Here is a 17,530-nt window from a genome sequence, read left to right as displayed (position 1 = left end):
CACGATTTGTAATTAGGAGGCATACGATGGATAATCAGAATAATCATAAAGATCCCAAGAATAACCGGCAGGGTTGGGGCGTTATTCTCGTCACGACACTGCTGGTCACTTTTATAGTAATGGGTCTGTATTCGCTGATGAAGGATAACAATCCAGAAGAGATCAGTTACGATAAATTTTTGGAACTGGTAGATGACAAAAAAGTAGAGGAAGTTATGATTGATACTTCCAAAATCTATATTACGCTGAAAGAAGACGCAAAAACAGAGAGCAGACAAAGCGGCAATACGGCAGAGGATCTGGTTGGTCAGTTGGAAGAAAGTGTAAAGGGAAATGGGACAAAACAGAAAGAACCAGATTATTATACAGGAACGGTAAATGATGAGAGCCTGACAGAACGTCTGGAGAAAGCTGGAGTAAAATTCAGCGCCAAGATTCCGGACACACTTTCCTCCATGCTGTTTGAACTTTTTATTACTTTAGTGCTGCCGATCTTGATGGTAGTTGTTCTTTTTAACTTTGTGATGCGCCGCGTATCCAAAGGCGGCGGCATGATGGGCATTGGCAAGAGCAACGCCAAAGTATACGTGGAGAAAGAGACCGGCGTGACGTTCCAGGATGTGGCTGGACAGGATGAGGCAAAGGAATCTCTGCAGGAAGTCGTAGATTTCCTGCATAATCCAGGAAAATATACCGGCATAGGGGCTAAACTTCCAAAAGGGGCATTGTTGGTAGGACCTCCCGGAACAGGTAAGACACTGTTGGCAAAGGCAGTGGCAGGAGAGGCAAAAGTACCGTTCTTTTCTTTGTCAGGTTCTGCATTTGTGGAAATGTACGTGGGTGTAGGAGCTTCCCGTGTGCGTGATCTGTTTAAACAGGCACAGCAGATGGCACCATGCATTGTATTTATAGACGAGATCGACGCGATCGGAAAAACAAGAGATACCATGATGGGCGGAAACGACGAAAGAGAACAGACGTTGAACCAGCTTTTGGCAGAGATGGATGGCTTTGATACCAACAAGGGACTGCTTCTTTTGGCTGCGACAAATCGTCCGGAAGTTCTAGATCCGGCGCTTTTGCGTCCGGGACGTTTTGACAGACGTATCATCGTGGATAAACCAGATCTGAAGGGCCGGATTGACGTATTGAAGGTACACGCAAAGGATGTAAAGATGGATGAGACAGTGGATTTGGAAGCAATCGCTCTTGCTACATCCGGCGCTGTTGGTTCTGATCTGGCAAATATGATCAATGAAGCGGCGATCAATGCGGTGAAGAACGGCAGACAGGTAGTAAGCCAGAAGGATCTTTTTGAAGCAGTAGAAGTCGTTCTGGTCGGAAAAGAAAAGAAAGACCGTATTATGAGCAAGGAAGAACGGCGTATCGTTTCTTATCATGAGGTCGGACACGCACTTGTGACGGCATTGCAGAAGAATACAGAACCGGTGCAGAAAATTACGATCGTACCAAGGACAATGGGAGCGCTTGGCTATGTAATGCAGACGCCGGAGGAAGAAAAGTTCCTTAATACGAAGAAAGAACTGGAAGCCATGTTGGTTGTGGCTCTGGGCGGACGCGCTGCGGAAGAAATCGTATTCGATACGGTGACGACAGGGGCGTCCAATGATATTGAGAAAGCGACTAAGATTGCCCGGGCAATGATCACCCAGTATGGTATGTCGGAAAAGTTTGGGCTGATTGGTCTGGAATCTATCCAGAACCGTTACCTAGATGGCAGACCGGTTTTAAACTGCGGAGATGCTACTGCAGCGGAGATAGATGCAGAAGTTATGAAGATATTGAAAGCTGCATATGAGGAAGCAAAACGTCTGTTGAGAGACAATAGGGAGGCACTGGATAAAATCTCGGATTTCTTGATAGAAAAAGAGACTATCACCGGAAAAGAATTTATGGAGATCTTCCGTCAAGTGCAGGGAATCGACGAATCGGAAGAGAAGCAGGAAGAGACAGAAGAACAAAAAGAGGGAGAGCAGGAAGGCAGGATCACTATGAAGCCTGCGGAGGCCGAGGAATAGAAAGCAATCAAGATCGGCACGACGGAAATATTTATGTTAAAATACCCTTAGCTGTGGAAACGCGGCTGGGGGTATTTTTTACCCGAAGGATTAGGATTGTACGCAAGAGATATACGCGATATAATAAAACAGTATGAAGGAGCATGGTAGGAAATATGGAAAATATAAATTTTAACATTGAAGAAGAATTAAAAAAACTGCCGGGAAAACCAGGCGTCTATATCATGCATGATGAAAAGGACGAGATTATCTATGTGGGGAAGGCAATCAGTCTGAAGAACCGTGTCCGTCAATACTTTCAGAGCAGTCGAAATAAGGGTGTGAAGATCGAACAGATGGTGACACATATCAGCAGATTTGAATATATAGTGACAGATTCTGAGCTGGAGGCTCTTGTATTAGAATGCAATCTGATCAAAGAACACCGTCCGAAGTATAATACGATGCTGATGGATGATAAGGCGTACCCTTTTATCAAGGTAACGGTAAATGAGGCATATCCTCGTGTCATGCTGGCAAGAAGGATGCAGAAGGATAAAGCTCGGTACTTTGGACCGTATACAAGCGCGCAGGCGGTAAGAGATACGCTGGATTTGCTCCACAGGCTGTATCATGTGCGGAGCTGTAATCGAAATCTGCCAAGGGACACAGGAAAGGAGCGTCCTTGTCTCAATTATCATATCAAACAGTGCGACGCACCTTGCCAGGGATATATTTCCCAGGAAAAATACGGGGAAGCTATCAGTGAAGTCATTCATTTTTTAAATGGAAATTATGAGAGTGTGTTAAAAGAATTGGAAGAAAAAATGAACACGGCATCAGAAGAATTGGAGTTTGAAAAAGCGATCGAGTACAGAGAATTGATAAATAGTATAAAGAAAGTTTCCCAGAAACAAAAAATCACGGACAGCAGCGGGGAGGACAGAGATATTCTTGCTGTGGCTACAGAAGAAGGAGACGCAGTGGTACAGGTGTTTTTTGTCCGAGGCGGGCGGCTGATCGGAAGAGAGCACTTTTATCTGCGTATTTCAAAGGGAGAGGAACACAGAAGTATATTGGACAGCTTTATCAAACAGTATTATGCAGGGACGCCATTTATCCCAGGGGAACTGATGCTGCCGGAAGAAATAGAGGATAAGGAACTGATAGAAGAGTGGCTAAGTAAAAAGAGAGGACAAAAGCTGGTTATCCGTGTTCCAAAGAAGGGGTCAAAAGAAAAGCTGGTGGAATTGGCGGCAAACAATGCAAGACTTGTTTTGGATAAAGATAAGGAAAGATTAAAGCGTGAAGAAGGAAGAACGATTGGCGCTGTAAAAGAAATCGCGGCATGGCTGGGGCTGGATAAAATACGCCGGATGGAGGCATTTGATATATCAAATACGAATGGATTTGAGTCGGTGGGGTCCATGATCGTCTACGAAAGGGGAAAACCCAAGCGTAATGACTATAGGAAGTTCAAGATCAAAGGGATACAGGGAGCAGATGATTATGGAAGCATGCGTGAGGTATTGACCCGCAGATTTATGCATGGACTGCAAGAAAAAAAAGAGGACATAGAGCTAGGAAAATTTACCGTATTTCCAGATCTGATATTGATGGATGGAGGTAAAGGACAAGTCAATATCGCGCTGGAAGTTCTGGAAAAACTGAATCTTACGATTCCTGTCTGCGGAATGGTAAAAGATGATCACCACAGAACGCGCGGGCTGTATTATCAGAATAAAGAAATTCCGATAGATAGATCTTCCGAAGGTTTTAAATTGATCACCAGGATCCAGGACGAAGCGCATCGGTTCGCAATTGAGTATCATCGGCAGTTAAGAGGAAAAGGGCAGGTACACTCTATATTGGATGATATTGAAGGAATCGGACCGGCAAGGAGGAAGGCTCTCATCCGTCATTATATGAGTCTGGATGCCATCCGGGCGGCCGAAAAAGAAGAACTTGCCTCTGTTCCGTCCATGAATGAAAAAGCCGCTGAATCCGTATACAATTTTTTTCACAAATGATATAATAAAAACATAATGGCGCATAAAATTGGAACAGCAGAAAGGAGAGAGTTATGGGACAAGGAATTAAGTTAAGTGAGATAGCCGAAAAAATGGATCTGAAAAATCTGACACCAGATGTGAGCTTGGCAGATAAAGAGGTACATGTACCGGATATTAACAGACCGGCTCTGCAGCTTGCAGGGTATTTTGATCATTTTGATTCGGATCGTGTGCAGATAATCGGATATGTGGAATATACATATTTACAGACATTGACACAAGAAGAAAAAAACAAGATCTATGATGAACTGCTTTCTCATCAGATCCCCTGTATTGTATTCAGCAGGAATCTTGAGCCGGACGGGGAGCTTTTGAAAAAAGCGGAAAAAGCAGATACACCGATCCTGACAACATCTAAGCAGACATCAGATTTTATGGCGGAGATCATCCGCTGGATGAATGTAAAACTTGCGCCGTGCATTTCCATACATGGTGTTCTGGTCGATGTATATGGCGTAGGTGTTTTGATCATGGGAGAAAGTGGGATCGGAAAGAGTGAGGCTGCTCTAGAACTGATCAAGAGAGGACATCGTCTTGTCACAGATGACGTGGTGGAAATACGTAAGGTGAGCGATGATACATTAGTTGGCTCTGCGCCAGATATCACAAGACACTTTATTGAACTGCGCGGGATCGGGATCGTAGATGTAAAATCTATGTTTGGTGTACAAAGTGTCCGCGAAACACAGAATATCGATCTAGTCATTACGCTTGAAGACTGGAGCAGGGAGAAGGAGTATGACCGCCTAGGATTAGAAGAAAATTATACAGAATTTCTTGGGAATCGGGTTGTATGTCATAGTATCCCGATACGTCCGGGGCGTAATCTCGCGATTATCGTAGAATCTGCCGCGGTCAATCATAGACAGAAACAGATGGGATATAATGCGGCACAGGAATTATATAAGCGTGTGCAGGAAAATCTGGCAAAGAAAAGATAGGATAAGGATAGGAGACAGACATGAAGTATTGTTTTGGAGTTGATATTGGAGGAACAACAGTAAAACTAGGACTTTTGGGAACAGAAGGGGATATCATCGACAAGTGGGAGATCATATCCCATACGGACAATGAAGGAGCAGCTGTACTGCCGGATATAGCGGATGCAATCGAAAAGAAACTTGCAGAGCATCACATAGAAAAAGAGAATGTGATCGGGATCGGTGTAGGAGTGCCTGCTCCGGTGACGGAAGACGGTATTGTAAATGGAAGTGTAAATCTAGGATGGAAGTACAAAGAAGTCAGAAAAGAACTGGAAGCATTGACGGGATTGAAAGTAAAAGTAGGAAATGACGCAAATGTAGCTGCGCTGGGCGAGATGTGGAAAGGCGGCGGCAGCGGAGAAAAAAATATGGTGATGGTGACGCTTGGAACCGGCGTGGGCGGCGGTGTGATCATCAATGGGAAAGTCCTCACCGGTGCACACGGGGCAGGAGGGGAGATTGGTCATATCTGTGTGAATTACAGTGAGACAGAAACCTGCGGATGCGGAAAAAGAGGATGTCTGGAACAGTATGCTTCTGCAACGGGCATCGTGCGTCTGGCAAAACAAAAGTTAAAGAGCACGGATAAACAAACTCTATTGAAAGAGGAAAAAGTGACTGCCAAAGATGTATTTGACGCCGTCAAAGAAGGGGATGAAGTGGCAAAGGAAATCGCAATCGCGTTTGGTGAATATTTAGGATGTGGTCTGGCGAATCTGGCAGCAGTTACAGATCCTTCTGTTATCGTATTGGGCGGAGGAGTATCAAAAGCGGGAGATGTACTGCTTTCTTTTATAGAAAAGCCTTATAAGGAACATGCTTTTTTTGCTAATAAAGAGGTGCGGTTTGTTTTGGCGACGCTAGGAAATGACGCAGGCATCTGCGGCGCGGCAAAACTGATCATAGACGAGGTGTGCTGATAGAAACAGAAAAATACTATAGCAGCAAGAAGTCCCTCACGGTTCATGTATATTACCGGGAGGGACTTATTTTGTTCTGTGTCTTATAGCAGGAAATTATTGACCGGTATTGCCGCCGCCAGTGCCGCCGCCGGTTTCGCCACCGCCGGGCCGCCAGTGCCGCCGCCGGTTTCGCCACCGCCGGTGCCGCCGCCGGTACCACCACCAGTACCGCCATCGCCGCCGCCAGTACCGCCAGTACCGCCGCCATCGCCGCCGCCAGTACCGCCATTACCGCCGCCATCGCCGCCGCCAGTACCGCCATTACCGCCGCCATCGCCGCCGCCAGTACCACCGCCATCGCCGCCGCCATCGGTATCGCCACCGTCGGTACCGCCATTATTGGTATTTTCATTGTCAGTATCATCCGTGTCGGAGGTATCTTTGTCCTTATCTTTATCCTTGTCTTTATCTTTATCTTCTTCATCTTTATGCCCGGAACAACTCTGCGTTGGAACAGTGCCGACAGCAAAATATTCTGTCAGGGCTGGGCATCCATCTACTGCCAAAAGTCCGGTTTTTGTACAGATCGTTTTCTGCTCTACAGAGGACGGCATTGTAAAATCTTTGTACTCCAGTCCTTCATGAACACGATCCATGATGTTTTTCCATAGAGTCTCATGCCAAACCTGACTGATGCCATCCATTGGTTTATTTTCGTCATATCCGCCCCATACAGAACAAGTGTAGTATGGAGTGAAAGCAGAAAGCCAGAGGTCAGTACTGTTCTCTGTTGTACCTGTCTTGCCGGCTGCCGGCATGCTGTTCAGCCTTGCCGCTGTACCGGTGCCCTTTTCAATAACATCCCGCATTGCGCTGGTTAAAAGTGCTGCGGTGGAGTCTTTGAGTACCTGGTGTGTGTCAGGTGTTGTATTGTCTAATAAAACATTCCCGTCATGATCAAGTACCTGCGTATACAGGATTGGTTTTGTATATACACCGCCATTTGCGATCGAAGCGTATGCAGCAGTCATTTCGATATTATATACACCTCTTGTGATACCACCCAGAGCAGTTGCCTGCGCAACGTCTGTCATACCAGGGAAATTTTCATTATTTCCATCTACCAGAGTCGTAAAGCCAAAGTCCAGCAGTTTATCATAACCGGTTTGTTCACCGATCGCAGTCAACGTCTCTACAGCACAGACATTGATGGAATGTTCGATAGAGTAGCGGACTGTGGACTGACCAGGATATTGATTGTCCCAGTTGTTGGCTTTGTTGCCGTCTTTATAGGTAAAAGGTCCCTTATTGTCGATCATGGTTGCAAGAGTATAACCTGCGCTGTCGATCGCGGGAGCATAGGTGGAAAGCACCTTGAAACAGGAACCAGGCTGTCTGGGCGAATCAGTGGCACGGTTGAGAGAAAGACTGGCTGTTTTTTCTCCGCGGCCGCCAACGATCGCTTTTACTTCTCCGGTATATTGATCCATCAAAACGACAGAAGCCTGCGGCTGCGGGGAAATATCGATCCGTTCGTCCACGGTATCCTCCTCCGTGATATTCAAAGTGCCTTTATATTCCGCGATTGCGCTGTGTACTTCCTCTTCAGAATAAAAGACAAGCGGATATTCACGTCCCCAGGCAGAGGCGATATAGTCTCCCAGCATTTCTTTACTGTAATTCTCCACTGTACCATCCGCCCGGTTGATCGTCAGAGCATAATCAAGACCATATTCCCATACACCGAGATAGTCGCCTACATTTGCAACCTCCTCATCACAGATTTGTTGTATAGTAGGATCTTGCGTCGCCGTGATCGTCAGTCCTCCGCTGTATAATGCGTTGTGTGCCTGTGTCTCGGTAAAGCCTTTGCGTTCCATCAGATCCTGGATGACCTGTTCTGCCAGAGAGTCAGAAAAATAGGAATAGGGAGTGGCGTCGGAAGCAGGAGCAGTCTGCAAAACCCGATCATATACCGGATCTGCAAGGGCTTCATCATATTCGGCCTGTGTGATATATTTTTGCTTCAGCATTTTATTTAGAACTTCTTCCCGGCGTTTTGCATTATTTTCTGGATTTATAACTGGATCATAGTAGGTTGGATTCTGTGTGATACCGGCGATCATAGCGGATTCAGAGAGTGTCAATTCAGAAGCATCTTTGTTAAAGTAGCGTTTGGATGCAGCCTGGACACCTAGACAACTCTGACCTAGATTGATCGTGTTCATATAAGATTCCAGTATTTCATCTTTACTCATTTGTTTTTCGATTTCGACCGCAAGATACTGTTCCTGCAGTTTTCTTTCCAGACGGTCATAAAATGTCTTTTCATCCGTGAAATTAGGGAAAACATTATTTTTAATAAGCTGTTGTGTCAGCGTACTTGCCCCCTGTGAAAAATCACCGCCGGAAGTGACGCCGATAACGGCAGCTCTTAAAATACCTTGTAGATCTATCCCATTATGTTCATAAAAACGCTCGTCCTCGATAGCGACAAAGGCGTTTGCCAGATATTCCGGAACCTCGTCGATCGTTTTATAGACACGGTTAGAACCGGATTCTTTAAATTGTTCCAGCTCAGTGCCGTCTTTGGCATATACAAAGGTAGTATATCCCTGCGGCTTGATATTCGCAGGTGTAACCTTTGGCGCATTGTCTATGATCTTCTTTGCAAAGAAAGCAGTTCCGGCTACTCCGATCATACCGATCAGAAGCAGGCAGATGACGACAGCTTTAAATACCCGGACGCCGACCCGTTTCTTTTTCATTTTCTTCTTAGAAGAGATATTTTTCTTTCTCTTGGAAAGATTCTCTTTTCCGTAATTCATGAATCAAATCCTCCTTATATCTGCTCGAAAGCGATAAAACACAGACAGAGGTATCTGTCTGCGCCGATTTAGCCGCCGAAAATGATCCGGCACAAAAGAATCACTCTTATGATTATAGCAAATTTACATATCTAAATAAAGAAAAAAATAAATTCTTCACATTTCTAAGGAAATCTTAAGAAATTCTTGTAGTTTTTCAGGAGTCTGGTATAGTGTTAGTAGCAGGAAAGAAAAGAGGGCAATAGTTTGGAAAAGTATCAGACAGTATATCAAGGAGCTTCTGCGGAAATTGTCGAGAAAAAGTCCCGTTTTATCGCAGAGGTATTTCCGGTATCCTCGGAGGAAGAGGCGGCAGAGATCCTGGAAGAGGTAAAAAAGCAGTACTGGGATGCGAGACATCACTGCTGGGCATATGTAATTGGAGATACACAGACAGCAGAGCGCTGCAGCGATGATGGAGAACCGAGCGGCACTGCCGGGAAGCCGATCCTGGAAGTCATCAGAGGACAAAAACTTTCCAATGTTCTGGTCGTGGTGACAAGGTATTTTGGGGGCACACTGCTTGGAACAGGCGGTTTGGTGCGTGCATATTCTTCTGCGTGTAAAGAGGCGCTTGCTTCTAGTACGATTATTACCAAAATAGAAGGGTTTAAACTGAAAATAAAGACAGATTATACAGGGCTTGGCAAGATCCAGTATATTTTGGGACAAAGAGGCATACCTGTCATAGAAACGGTGTATGCTGAACAGGTAGAATTATATGCACTGACAGCAAAAGAGGAAGAAAGGGTTGTATGCGCGGGGCTAATAGAAGGAACGAACGGAAAAGTACAGATCGAAAGAGTAGGTATATGTTGGTTTGCGAAGATAGAAGGAGAAATAAAGATACTTAAGGAATATTGAAAGAGAACGGGGGCGCTGCGCTATAGGTGAATGTTCATCTATGGAGCAGCGCCCCTCTATTTGGAACATATCACTTCTGATATGCTCTTTTTCTGTGTTGTTTATGCAAATTCAGGTTCGATCAGTCCAAAGGAACCGTCCTTACGTTTATATACAACATTGACTTCATCTGTCTCGGCATTGGAGAATACAAAGAAACTATGCCCCAATAACTCCATCTGTATACATGCATCTTCCGGATACATTGGCTTGATACCAAAACGTTTTGTTCTTACGATGCGTATCTCGTCGTCCTCCACGGAATCTTCTTCCGATTCAAAGAACTCCTTTTTAAAGTTGTTTCCTGCAGAAGAAGCGGTAGGATGTCCTTGACTTTTAGCAACCAGTTTGTTTTTGTATTTGCGCAGCTGGCGTTCAATAATTTCCTCTACAAGATCAATAGATACATACATATCATTGCTTGTCTGTTCAGAACGGATGATATTTCCTTTTACCGGAATCGTGACTTCAATCTTCTGCCGTTCTTTTTCTACACTGAGAGTTACAATGATTTCTGTTTCAGGAGTGAAATACCTTTCAAGTTTTCCTAATTTTTGTTCGATGACTTCCTTGAGTCCGGGAGTCACTTCAATGTTTTTACCACTGATAATAAAATTCATGCTGCTCAACTCCTTTTGTTCATATTATACAAGCAGAAAGAAAAAAACTGTTTGTATTATGTAGATATTATAGCATGAAACCTGACTAATGTATAGAACGAATCACTTCGATCCGCGTGATTTTTCCATCTGTCATTTTGGCGACACGGAGACCGAAATCAGAGAAATAGGTACATGCACCAATTCCTAATTCAGTCTCATCCTCTTTTAATTTTTTTGTGATAACATCCAAAAGCGTCTCGTCATTTTCATATGGGATATTGACATGGATCAGACGATTAATATGACGGACTTTCTGGGCGGCGCGAAATATAGTCTTTTCTGATTCATCAAAAACTACAAAGAGGAATTTTCTCGTTGCAAATAAAATAGCGATGGCGATCACCCCGAGCAAACTGTTGACAGGAGAAGAATGGTCGATGATGATCTGGCGGGCGATAGCAAAAAGCAGGACTTCAAAAACAGTCATGGGAGTATGCAGATACAGCATACGTATCATTTCTACTCCGATGATCAGATTAAAGCATACCGTAAGAAGATCCTCATAATTGGGATATGTGCTGAAATCGGTCAGATGATTAAAAGAGGCAAGAACCTGAAAAATCATGATGATAATGCCGCCCGCCAGCAATGCCGCGATGATATATTCCAAGGCAGTAGTCAGATGTTTAAGAAATGCTTTGGCGTATTTTTTCATAAGAACCTCCTTTGCAGTTCTGTTTTATTTCAAATTGCTGCGCTTACGCAGTCTGGAATCTAATATTTTCTTGCGGATCCGCAAAGATTCCGGAGTGACTTCCAACAATTCGTCTGTATCGATAAAATCCAGCGCTTGTTCAAGACTTAGGATTTTCGGCGGAGTCAGGCGCAAGGCTTCATCGGCACTGGAAGATCGAGTGTTTGTCAGGTGTTTGGTCTTGCAGACATTGAGCTCGATATCCTCAGCTTTGCCATTTTGTCCGATGACCATGCCGGCATATACTTTTTCTCCGGGACCTATAAATAATGTACCACGTTCCTGAGCACTGTACAATCCATAAGTGACAGATTCTCCTGCTTCAAAAGCAATGAGGGATCCTTGTTTGCGATACTGGATGTCGCCTTTGTAGGGGGCATATCCATCATAGACAGTGTTTAAGATACCATTTCCCTTTGTATCGGTCATGAATTCTCCACGATATCCGATGAGACCACGTGCAGGGATGGAGAATTCTAGACGGGTATAGCCGCCGTTTGAGGTTCCCATATTCCGGAGTTCTCCCTTGCGTTGGCTTAATTTGTCTATGATAGTGCCGGTGAATTCCTCCGGGACATCTACATAAGCAAGTTCCATGGGTTCCAGTTTTTTTCCGTTTTTATCGGTTTTATATAGTACTTCCGCTTTGCTGACTGCGAATTCGTAGCCTTCTCGACGCATATTTTCGATCAGGACAGAAAGATGCAGTTCTCCGCGTCCGGATACCTTGAAACTATCTGCGTTTTCTGTCTCTTCTACACGGAGGCTTACATCCGTGTTAAGCTCGCGGAACAGGCGGTCACGTATATGGCGGGAGGTGACATATTTTCCCTCTTGTCCGGCGAATGGACTGTCATTGACAATAAACTGCATAGAGATCGTAGGTTCCGATATTTTTTGGAAAGGAATTGCTTGGGGATTCTCAGGTGAACAAAGAGTATCTCCTATAGCAATGTCAGAAATACCGGATATGGCGACAATGGAACCGACGGATGCCTCTTTTACTTCTATTTTATTTAGCCCGTCGAATTCATATAGTTTGCTGATCTTCACTTTTTCTTGCTTATCTGGATCATGGTGGTTGACAAGAAGCAGTTCTTGATTGACAGCAATGGTGCCGTTATCTACTTTGCCTACACCGATACGGCCCACATATTCATTATAGTCGATGGTACTGATCAATGCCTGAGTAGGCGCGTCTGGATCTCCTTCAGGAGCCGGGATATAATCGAGGATCGTTTCGAATAGAGGCTTCATGTCCTTCTCATCATCTGTTAAGTCAAGTACAGCGACACCGGATTTGGCTGAAGCGTAGACAAAAGGACAGTCTAACTGTTCATCGGAAGCATCCAGATCCATGAATAGTTCCAGGACTTCATCGATCACTTCGTCCGGACGGGCTTCTGGGCGGTCGATCTTGTTGATACAGACGATGACCGGAAGATCCAATTCGAGCGCTTTGCGCAGCACGAATTTTGTCTGCGGCATTGCTCCTTCAAATGCGTCGACGACCAGAACGACACCGTTTACCATTTTTAAGACACGTTCCACTTCACCGCCAAAATCGGCATGTCCGGGTGTATCGATGATGTTGATCTTTACGCCGTTGTAAAATACAGCGGTATTTTTGGACAGGATTGTGATCCCGCGTTCCCGTTCGATATCGTTGGAATCCATAACGCGTTCTGCCACTTCCTGGTTTTCACGAAAAACTCCGCTTTGTTTAAGTAATTCGTCGACCAGCGTTGTCTTGCCATGATCTACATGGGCGATGATTGCAATATTTCTAATATCTTCACGTTTTGTTTTCATACTTAACACTCTTTCTTTTCAAGGAATTATGGTTTATTTTTATAACTGTTTTATTCTATCATAAAATAAAAAATTTACAAGGGGATAAAAAGAGAGGCTTTTTTTGTCGAAGGGTTTTTAACAGTATCGGTTCTAAACGGGAAATTTGATTCATAGACTTAGTATTGACTCAAAAATACCAAACAGAGGAAGGGAGAACTACAAATTATGTCAGATAAGATTATTGAGAACAATCAGGTGACGATCATAGGTGAGGTGGCTTCTACATTTACATACAGCCACGAAGTTTTTGGAGAAGGATTTTATATGGTGGATGTTTTAGTCAGGAGATTGAGTAATTCCGATGACCGTATTCCACTTATGGTCTCGGAACGACTGATCGATGTGACCCAGGATTACAGAGGTTCTTTTATCATGGTTTCCGGACAGTTCCGCTCCTATAATCGTCATGAGGAACAGAAAAACCGTCTGGTATTATCTGTATTCGTAAGAGAGATCGAATTTATTGAAGAGGAACCCGATGGCGCAAAGACAAATTATATTCTTTTGGAAGGGTATATCTGCAAGAAACCGGTTTATAGGAAAACGCCGCTTGGAAGAGAAATCGCAGATCTGCTGCTTGCAGTGAACCGACCATATGGAAAATCAGATTATATACCTTGTATCTGCTGGGGAAGGAATGCGAGATATGCATCGAATTTTGAAGTGGGAGAACATGTGCAGGTACTCGGAAGGATACAGAGCAGGGAGTATGTAAAAAAATTATCCGAAACAGAGACAGAAGTAAGGACGGCATATGAGGTGTCTGTTAGCAAGCTGGAATGTTTGAACGAAGAAGGATAGAGTATAGAGCTATTTGTGAAAAGGATATCAATGTTGAGGAACGGACTCAAATGTGGTATCCTTTTTTTGATAGTACGGATGAATGCAACTAGTGGAACACGAGGAGGAATATAATATGGTTAAAATCATTATGCATGGCTGTAACGGAAAAATGGGACGGATGATCACGGAAATTATAAAAAATGATGAGTGTGCAGCAATCGTAGCAGGAGTAGATACATATACAGAGACGGCAAATGAATACCCTGTATTTGATGATATCCGATCCTGTAATATAGAGGCGGATGTAGTCATAGATTTTTCTAACGCAAAGGCGGTGGACGCTTTGCTAGATTACTGTGTGGAGAAAAATATGCCGGTGGTATTATGTACGACCGGACTTTCAGAAGAACAGTCAGAAAAGGTGAAGAGAATATCTGAAAAAATTGCAGTTTTAAAATCTGCGAATATGTCTATGGGGATCAATCTTTTATTAAAGCTTTTAAAAGAGGCAGCACAGGTACTTTCTCCAGCAGGATATGATATAGAATTGGTGGAAAAGCATCATAATCAAAAACTGGATGCTCCCAGCGGCACTGCTTTGGCGATGGCGGACGCGATAAATGAAGCACTTGACAACACGTGTACGTATGTCTATGACAGAAGCCAGGTACGCAAAAAACGAGAGAAGAAAGAAATCGGGATCTCTGCTGTGAGAGCAGGGACGATCGTAGGAGAGCATGAAGTACTCTTTGCCGGAACCGACGAAGTGATCGAGTTTAAACATACGGCATATTCACGGAGTGTGTTTGCGAAAGGTGCTGTGGAGGCCGCGAAGTATTTAAAAGGAAAAGACAGAGGCATGTATGATATGGGAGATGTGATCGCATTTTAGCGAACTTTGGAAGATGAGGAGGAAGAACTCATGAAAGAACTGGAGATGAAATATCTGGAGCGGCTGTCAGATCTGTATCCTACGATCGCGGCAGCATCCACGGAAATCATCAATCTGCAGGCGATTTTAAACCTGCCGAAAGGAACAGAGCATTTTTTGACAGACATCCATGGAGAATATGAAGCATTTGCGCATGTGTTAAAAAACGGTTCAGGCTCTGTCAGGAGAAAAATCGATGACGTATTTGGAAATACATTGAGTTCGAGAGATAAGCAGTCGCTTGCCACACTGATCTATTATCCGAAAGCTAAGATGGAACTGGTGAAAAAGACAGAGAGCAACATGGAAGACTGGTATAAGATCAATTTATATCGCCTGATCGAAGTGAGCAAACGCGCGGCAAGCAAATATACGCGTTCTAAAGTGCGAAAGGCTCTGCCGAAAGATTTTGCTTATGTAATCGAAGAACTGATCACGGAGAAGGTAGAGTTTAATGATAAAGAGTCTTATTATAATTCGATCATTACGACCATCATCCGTATTGGCAGAGCGGAAGAATTTATAGAAGCTATTTCCAGTCTGATCCAGCGACTGGTCGTGGATCATTTGCATATAGTAGGCGATATATATGACAGAGGACCGGGACCGCATATTATCATGGACAAGCTGGTCGCCTATCATTCGCTTGATATCCAATGGGGGAATCACGATGTACTGTGGATGGGAGCAGCGGCGGGGCAAAGAGGATGCATTGCCAACGTAATACGTATCTGCGCCCGTTATGGAAATCTGGACATTTTGGAGGATGGATATGGGATCAATCTTCTGCCGCTCGCTACGTTTGCGCTGCGGACGTATCATGACGATCCGTGTACTTGTTTCCGGTTAAAAGGTCCGGAAAAACCAAATAAGGCGGAGATGGAGATGGATCTGCGCATGCATAAGGCAATCTCCATTATCCAGTTCAAGGTAGAAGGACAGATTATCGCGCAGCAGAAAGCGTTTCATTTGGAAAAACGTGCGCTTTTGGATAAGATAGATTACGAAAAAGGGACGATTGTATTGGAAGGAAAAGAATATGCCTTGTTGGATACGAATTTTCCTACGATAGACCCCAAAGATCCTTATGCTTTAAGCGCAGAAGAGGAGGAAATCATGGAGCGGCTGGAGCAGGCTTTTACAGGCTGCGAAAAGCTGCAGGATCATATGCGCTTTCTTCTTACAAAAGGAGGACTATATAAAGTATATAATAATAATCTGCTGTATCATGGCTGTGTGCCTCTGAATGAGGATGGCAGTATGAAGGAAGTGGAATTGTTCGGAAAGAAATATAAAGGGAAAAAGCTTTATGATGTCCTAGACAGTTATATACGGAAAGGTTTTTTTGCTCTGGACGAAAAAGAACGGCAAAATGGCAGAGATGTTATGTGGTATATTTGGCTGCATCCGGATTCTCCTTTGTTCGGCAAAAATAAGATGGCGACATTTGAAAGGTATTTTCTGGAAGAAAAAGAAACACATGTAGAAAAAAAGAATCCCTATTATTTTCTTTTGGAAAATGAACAGGTCGTAGATGGGATCATGGAAGAGTTTGGGTTGGATCCTAAGACAGCGCATATCGTCAACGGACATGTTCCGGTAAAGAGAAAGGACGGAGAAAGTCCGATCAAATGCAATGGAAAGGTGATGGTCATTGACGGAGGATTTTCTAAGGCATACCAGAAAGAAACAGGAATCGCGGGCTACACTCTGATCTATAACTCTTATGGATTGCTGCTCGTGGCCCATGAACCGTTTGAGTCTACGGAGGCGGCAATCGAGAAAGAGAGCGATATCCATTCGGAAATGATGGTTGTCAAAAGAGTGTTGGAACGCCGTCTTGTAGGCGATACAGATATTGGAAAAGAATTAAAAGAACAGGTAAAGGATCTAGAATTGCTTCTGGCTGCGTATAGAAGCGGTAAAATTGTAGAAAAAATATAATGGGGATATAATGTATGAGTGAGAAAGCAGGACAGGAAATTACGATACCGGAAAATGTGGAGGCAACAGAACCTCTGAAAATCTATTTGAAAGAGATTGGACAGATTCCGCTTTTGTCAGAGGAAGAAGAACGGCTTCTGGGGCAGCGGTGTGCCCAGGGAGATGAAGATGCGAAAAGAAAATTGGAGGAAGGTAATCTGCGCCTGGTCGTTTCTATTGCAAAGCATTACACGGGGAGGGGACTTTCCTTTCTGGATTTGATCCAGGAAGGAAATATAGGGCTCATGCGTGCTGTGGAAAAATATGATTCTACAAAAGAAAATAGATTTTCTACGTATGCTTCCTGGTGGATAAAAGAAGCAATCATGCGCGCGTTGGATGAACAGTCCCGGGAGATCCGCGTGCCCGTTCATGTGGCTGAAAATATGAAGAAGGTACAGAAGGTGAGAAAAGAACTTCAGCAGGAACTTGGACGTGAGCCTAGTGCGGCAGAGATCGCAGAAAAGCTGGGGGATAAGACAGAAGAATATGTAAAAGAGCTTCTGACATATCTGCAGGCTCCGGTTTCGCTGGAAACACCGGTGGGAGAAGAGGGAGATACGAACTTATCTGACTTGGTGGAAGATACGGCAGAGCATACGCCTGAGGAAGCAATGGATCTTTTGGTACAGAAGGAAGAAGTAGAAGAACTTTTGAGCCTGTTGAGCGAAAGAGAGCAAAAGGTCATAAAAATGCGTTTTGGACTGGAAGGCGGAAAAATTTATACTTTAGAAGAAGTAGGACAAGAACTTTGTGTGACCAGAGAGCGTGCACGGCAGATTGAGGCACATGCTATGGAAAAGCTTCGCAAAGGCGCAAAATAAAAAATTTCTCTCTCTATGTATAAACAAAGGATATTGTGCGGATATTAAAAAGGG

13 protein-coding genes are annotated in these 17,530 nt (G+C 44.1%); 9 read left to right on the top strand and 4 right to left on the bottom strand.

Going from position 1 to position 17,530, the window contains the following annotated elements; genetic code table 11:
- Positions 1–26: 26 nt before the first annotated feature.
- The 4 genes from ftsH (at position 27) to BN3282_RS13800 (ending at position 5,993) form a co-directional block, all read left to right on the top strand.
- A complete protein-coding gene (ftsH, locus tag BN3282_RS13815; protein WP_059070057.1) occupies positions 27–2,039 on the top strand; it encodes an ATP-dependent zinc metalloprotease FtsH in 2,013 nt (670 codons plus the stop codon).
- Between the two features lie 155 nt (positions 2,040–2,194).
- A complete protein-coding gene (gene uvrC / locus BN3282_RS13810) occupies positions 2,195–4,048 on the top strand; it encodes an excinuclease ABC subunit UvrC (protein ID WP_059070523.1) in 1,854 nt (617 codons plus the stop codon).
- Between the two features lie 53 nt (positions 4,049–4,101).
- The gene (gene hprK, locus BN3282_RS13805) at positions 4,102–5,031 is read left to right on the top strand and encodes an HPr(Ser) kinase/phosphatase (RefSeq protein ID WP_059070054.1); all 930 of its coding nucleotides are present in this window, start codon (positions 4,102–4,104) and stop codon (positions 5,029–5,031) included.
- A gap of 20 nt (positions 5,032–5,051) precedes the next feature.
- A complete protein-coding gene (locus BN3282_RS13800; RefSeq protein ID WP_059070052.1) occupies positions 5,052–5,993 on the top strand; it encodes an ROK family glucokinase in 942 nt (313 codons plus the stop codon).
- Positions 5,994–6,076: 83 nt separating this feature from the next.
- On the opposite strand, the gene BN3282_RS13795 is transcribed toward BN3282_RS13800, so the two are convergent.
- Positions 6,077–8,803, bottom strand: coding sequence for a transglycosylase domain-containing protein (locus BN3282_RS13795; protein WP_082667552.1), 2,727 nt, complete (start codon positions 8,801–8,803; stop codon positions 6,077–6,079).
- Between the two features lie 246 nt (positions 8,804–9,049).
- On the opposite strand from BN3282_RS13795, the gene BN3282_RS13790 reads away from it, so the two are divergent.
- Positions 9,050–9,706 carry a YigZ family protein gene (locus tag BN3282_RS13790; RefSeq protein WP_059070050.1) on the top strand — a complete coding sequence of 219 codons (657 nt, stop codon included), beginning with the start codon at positions 9,050–9,052 and terminating at the stop codon, positions 9,704–9,706.
- Between the two features lie 101 nt (positions 9,707–9,807).
- Here BN3282_RS13790 and hpf read toward each other — a convergent pair whose 3' ends face one another.
- The 3 genes from hpf to typA form a co-directional block, all read right to left on the bottom strand.
- Positions 9,808–10,365 (bottom strand): ribosome hibernation-promoting factor, HPF/YfiA family, encoded by a 558-nt coding sequence (gene hpf / locus BN3282_RS13785; protein ID WP_059070048.1) that lies wholly within the window; start codon positions 10,363–10,365, stop codon positions 9,808–9,810.
- 85 nt (positions 10,366–10,450) lie between these two features.
- Positions 10,451–11,062 (bottom strand): hypothetical protein, encoded by a 612-nt coding sequence (locus tag BN3282_RS13780; RefSeq protein WP_059070046.1) that lies wholly within the window; start codon positions 11,060–11,062, stop codon positions 10,451–10,453.
- 24 nt (positions 11,063–11,086) lie between these two features.
- Positions 11,087–12,913, bottom strand: coding sequence for a translational GTPase TypA (typA, locus tag BN3282_RS13775; RefSeq protein WP_059070044.1), 1,827 nt, complete (start codon positions 12,911–12,913; stop codon positions 11,087–11,089).
- A 207-nt stretch (positions 12,914–13,120) separates the two neighbouring features.
- On the opposite strand from typA, the gene BN3282_RS13770 reads away from it, so the two are divergent.
- From BN3282_RS13770 to BN3282_RS13755, 4 genes are all read left to right on the top strand, one after another.
- On the top strand, positions 13,121–13,756 hold the full coding sequence (locus BN3282_RS13770; RefSeq protein ID WP_059070041.1) for a single-stranded DNA-binding protein: 636 nt from the start codon (positions 13,121–13,123) through the stop codon (positions 13,754–13,756).
- A gap of 115 nt (positions 13,757–13,871) precedes the next feature.
- On the top strand, positions 13,872–14,630 hold the full coding sequence (gene dapB / locus BN3282_RS13765; RefSeq protein WP_059070039.1) for a 4-hydroxy-tetrahydrodipicolinate reductase: 759 nt from the start codon (positions 13,872–13,874) through the stop codon (positions 14,628–14,630).
- A gap of 30 nt (positions 14,631–14,660) precedes the next feature.
- Positions 14,661–16,613 (top strand): fructose-bisphosphatase class III, encoded by a 1,953-nt coding sequence (locus BN3282_RS13760; protein ID WP_059070036.1) that lies wholly within the window; start codon positions 14,661–14,663, stop codon positions 16,611–16,613.
- A 14-nt stretch (positions 16,614–16,627) separates the two neighbouring features.
- Positions 16,628–17,476 carry a sigma-70 family RNA polymerase sigma factor gene (locus BN3282_RS13755; protein ID WP_059070034.1) on the top strand — a complete coding sequence of 283 codons (849 nt, stop codon included), beginning with the start codon at positions 16,628–16,630 and terminating at the stop codon, positions 17,474–17,476.
- The last annotated feature ends 54 nt before the right edge of the window (positions 17,477–17,530 follow it).

Source organism: Mediterraneibacter massiliensis (assembly GCF_001487105.1).
Classification (GTDB): domain Bacteria; phylum Bacillota; class Clostridia; order Lachnospirales; family Lachnospiraceae; genus Mediterraneibacter; species Mediterraneibacter massiliensis.
This window is presented reverse-complemented; position numbering and strand designations above follow the sequence as displayed.

Coding starts and splice junctions, on each gene's coding strand:
- uvrC (WP_059070523.1), top strand. CDS start 2,195: ATGGAAAATATAAATTTTAACATTGAAGAAGAATTAAAAAAACTGCCG.
- BN3282_RS13780 (WP_059070046.1), bottom strand. CDS start 11,062: ATGAAAAAATACGCCAAAGCATTTCTTAAACATCTGACTACTGCCTTG.
- BN3282_RS13795 (WP_082667552.1), bottom strand. CDS start 8,803: ATGAATTACGGAAAAGAGAATCTTTCCAAGAGAAAGAAAAATATCTCT.
- ftsH (WP_059070057.1), top strand. CDS start 27: ATGGATAATCAGAATAATCATAAAGATCCCAAGAATAACCGGCAGGGT.
- BN3282_RS13760 (WP_059070036.1), top strand. CDS start 14,661: ATGAAAGAACTGGAGATGAAATATCTGGAGCGGCTGTCAGATCTGTAT.
- BN3282_RS13770 (WP_059070041.1), top strand. CDS start 13,121: ATGTCAGATAAGATTATTGAGAACAATCAGGTGACGATCATAGGTGAG.
- dapB (WP_059070039.1), top strand. CDS start 13,872: ATGGTTAAAATCATTATGCATGGCTGTAACGGAAAAATGGGACGGATG.
- BN3282_RS13800 (WP_059070052.1), top strand. CDS start 5,052: ATGAAGTATTGTTTTGGAGTTGATATTGGAGGAACAACAGTAAAACTA.
- hprK (WP_059070054.1), top strand. CDS start 4,102: ATGGGACAAGGAATTAAGTTAAGTGAGATAGCCGAAAAAATGGATCTG.
- typA (WP_059070044.1), bottom strand. CDS start 12,913: ATGAAAACAAAACGTGAAGATATTAGAAATATTGCAATCATCGCCCAT.
- BN3282_RS13755 (WP_059070034.1), top strand. CDS start 16,628: ATGAGTGAGAAAGCAGGACAGGAAATTACGATACCGGAAAATGTGGAG.
- hpf (WP_059070048.1), bottom strand. CDS start 10,365: ATGAATTTTATTATCAGTGGTAAAAACATTGAAGTGACTCCCGGACTC.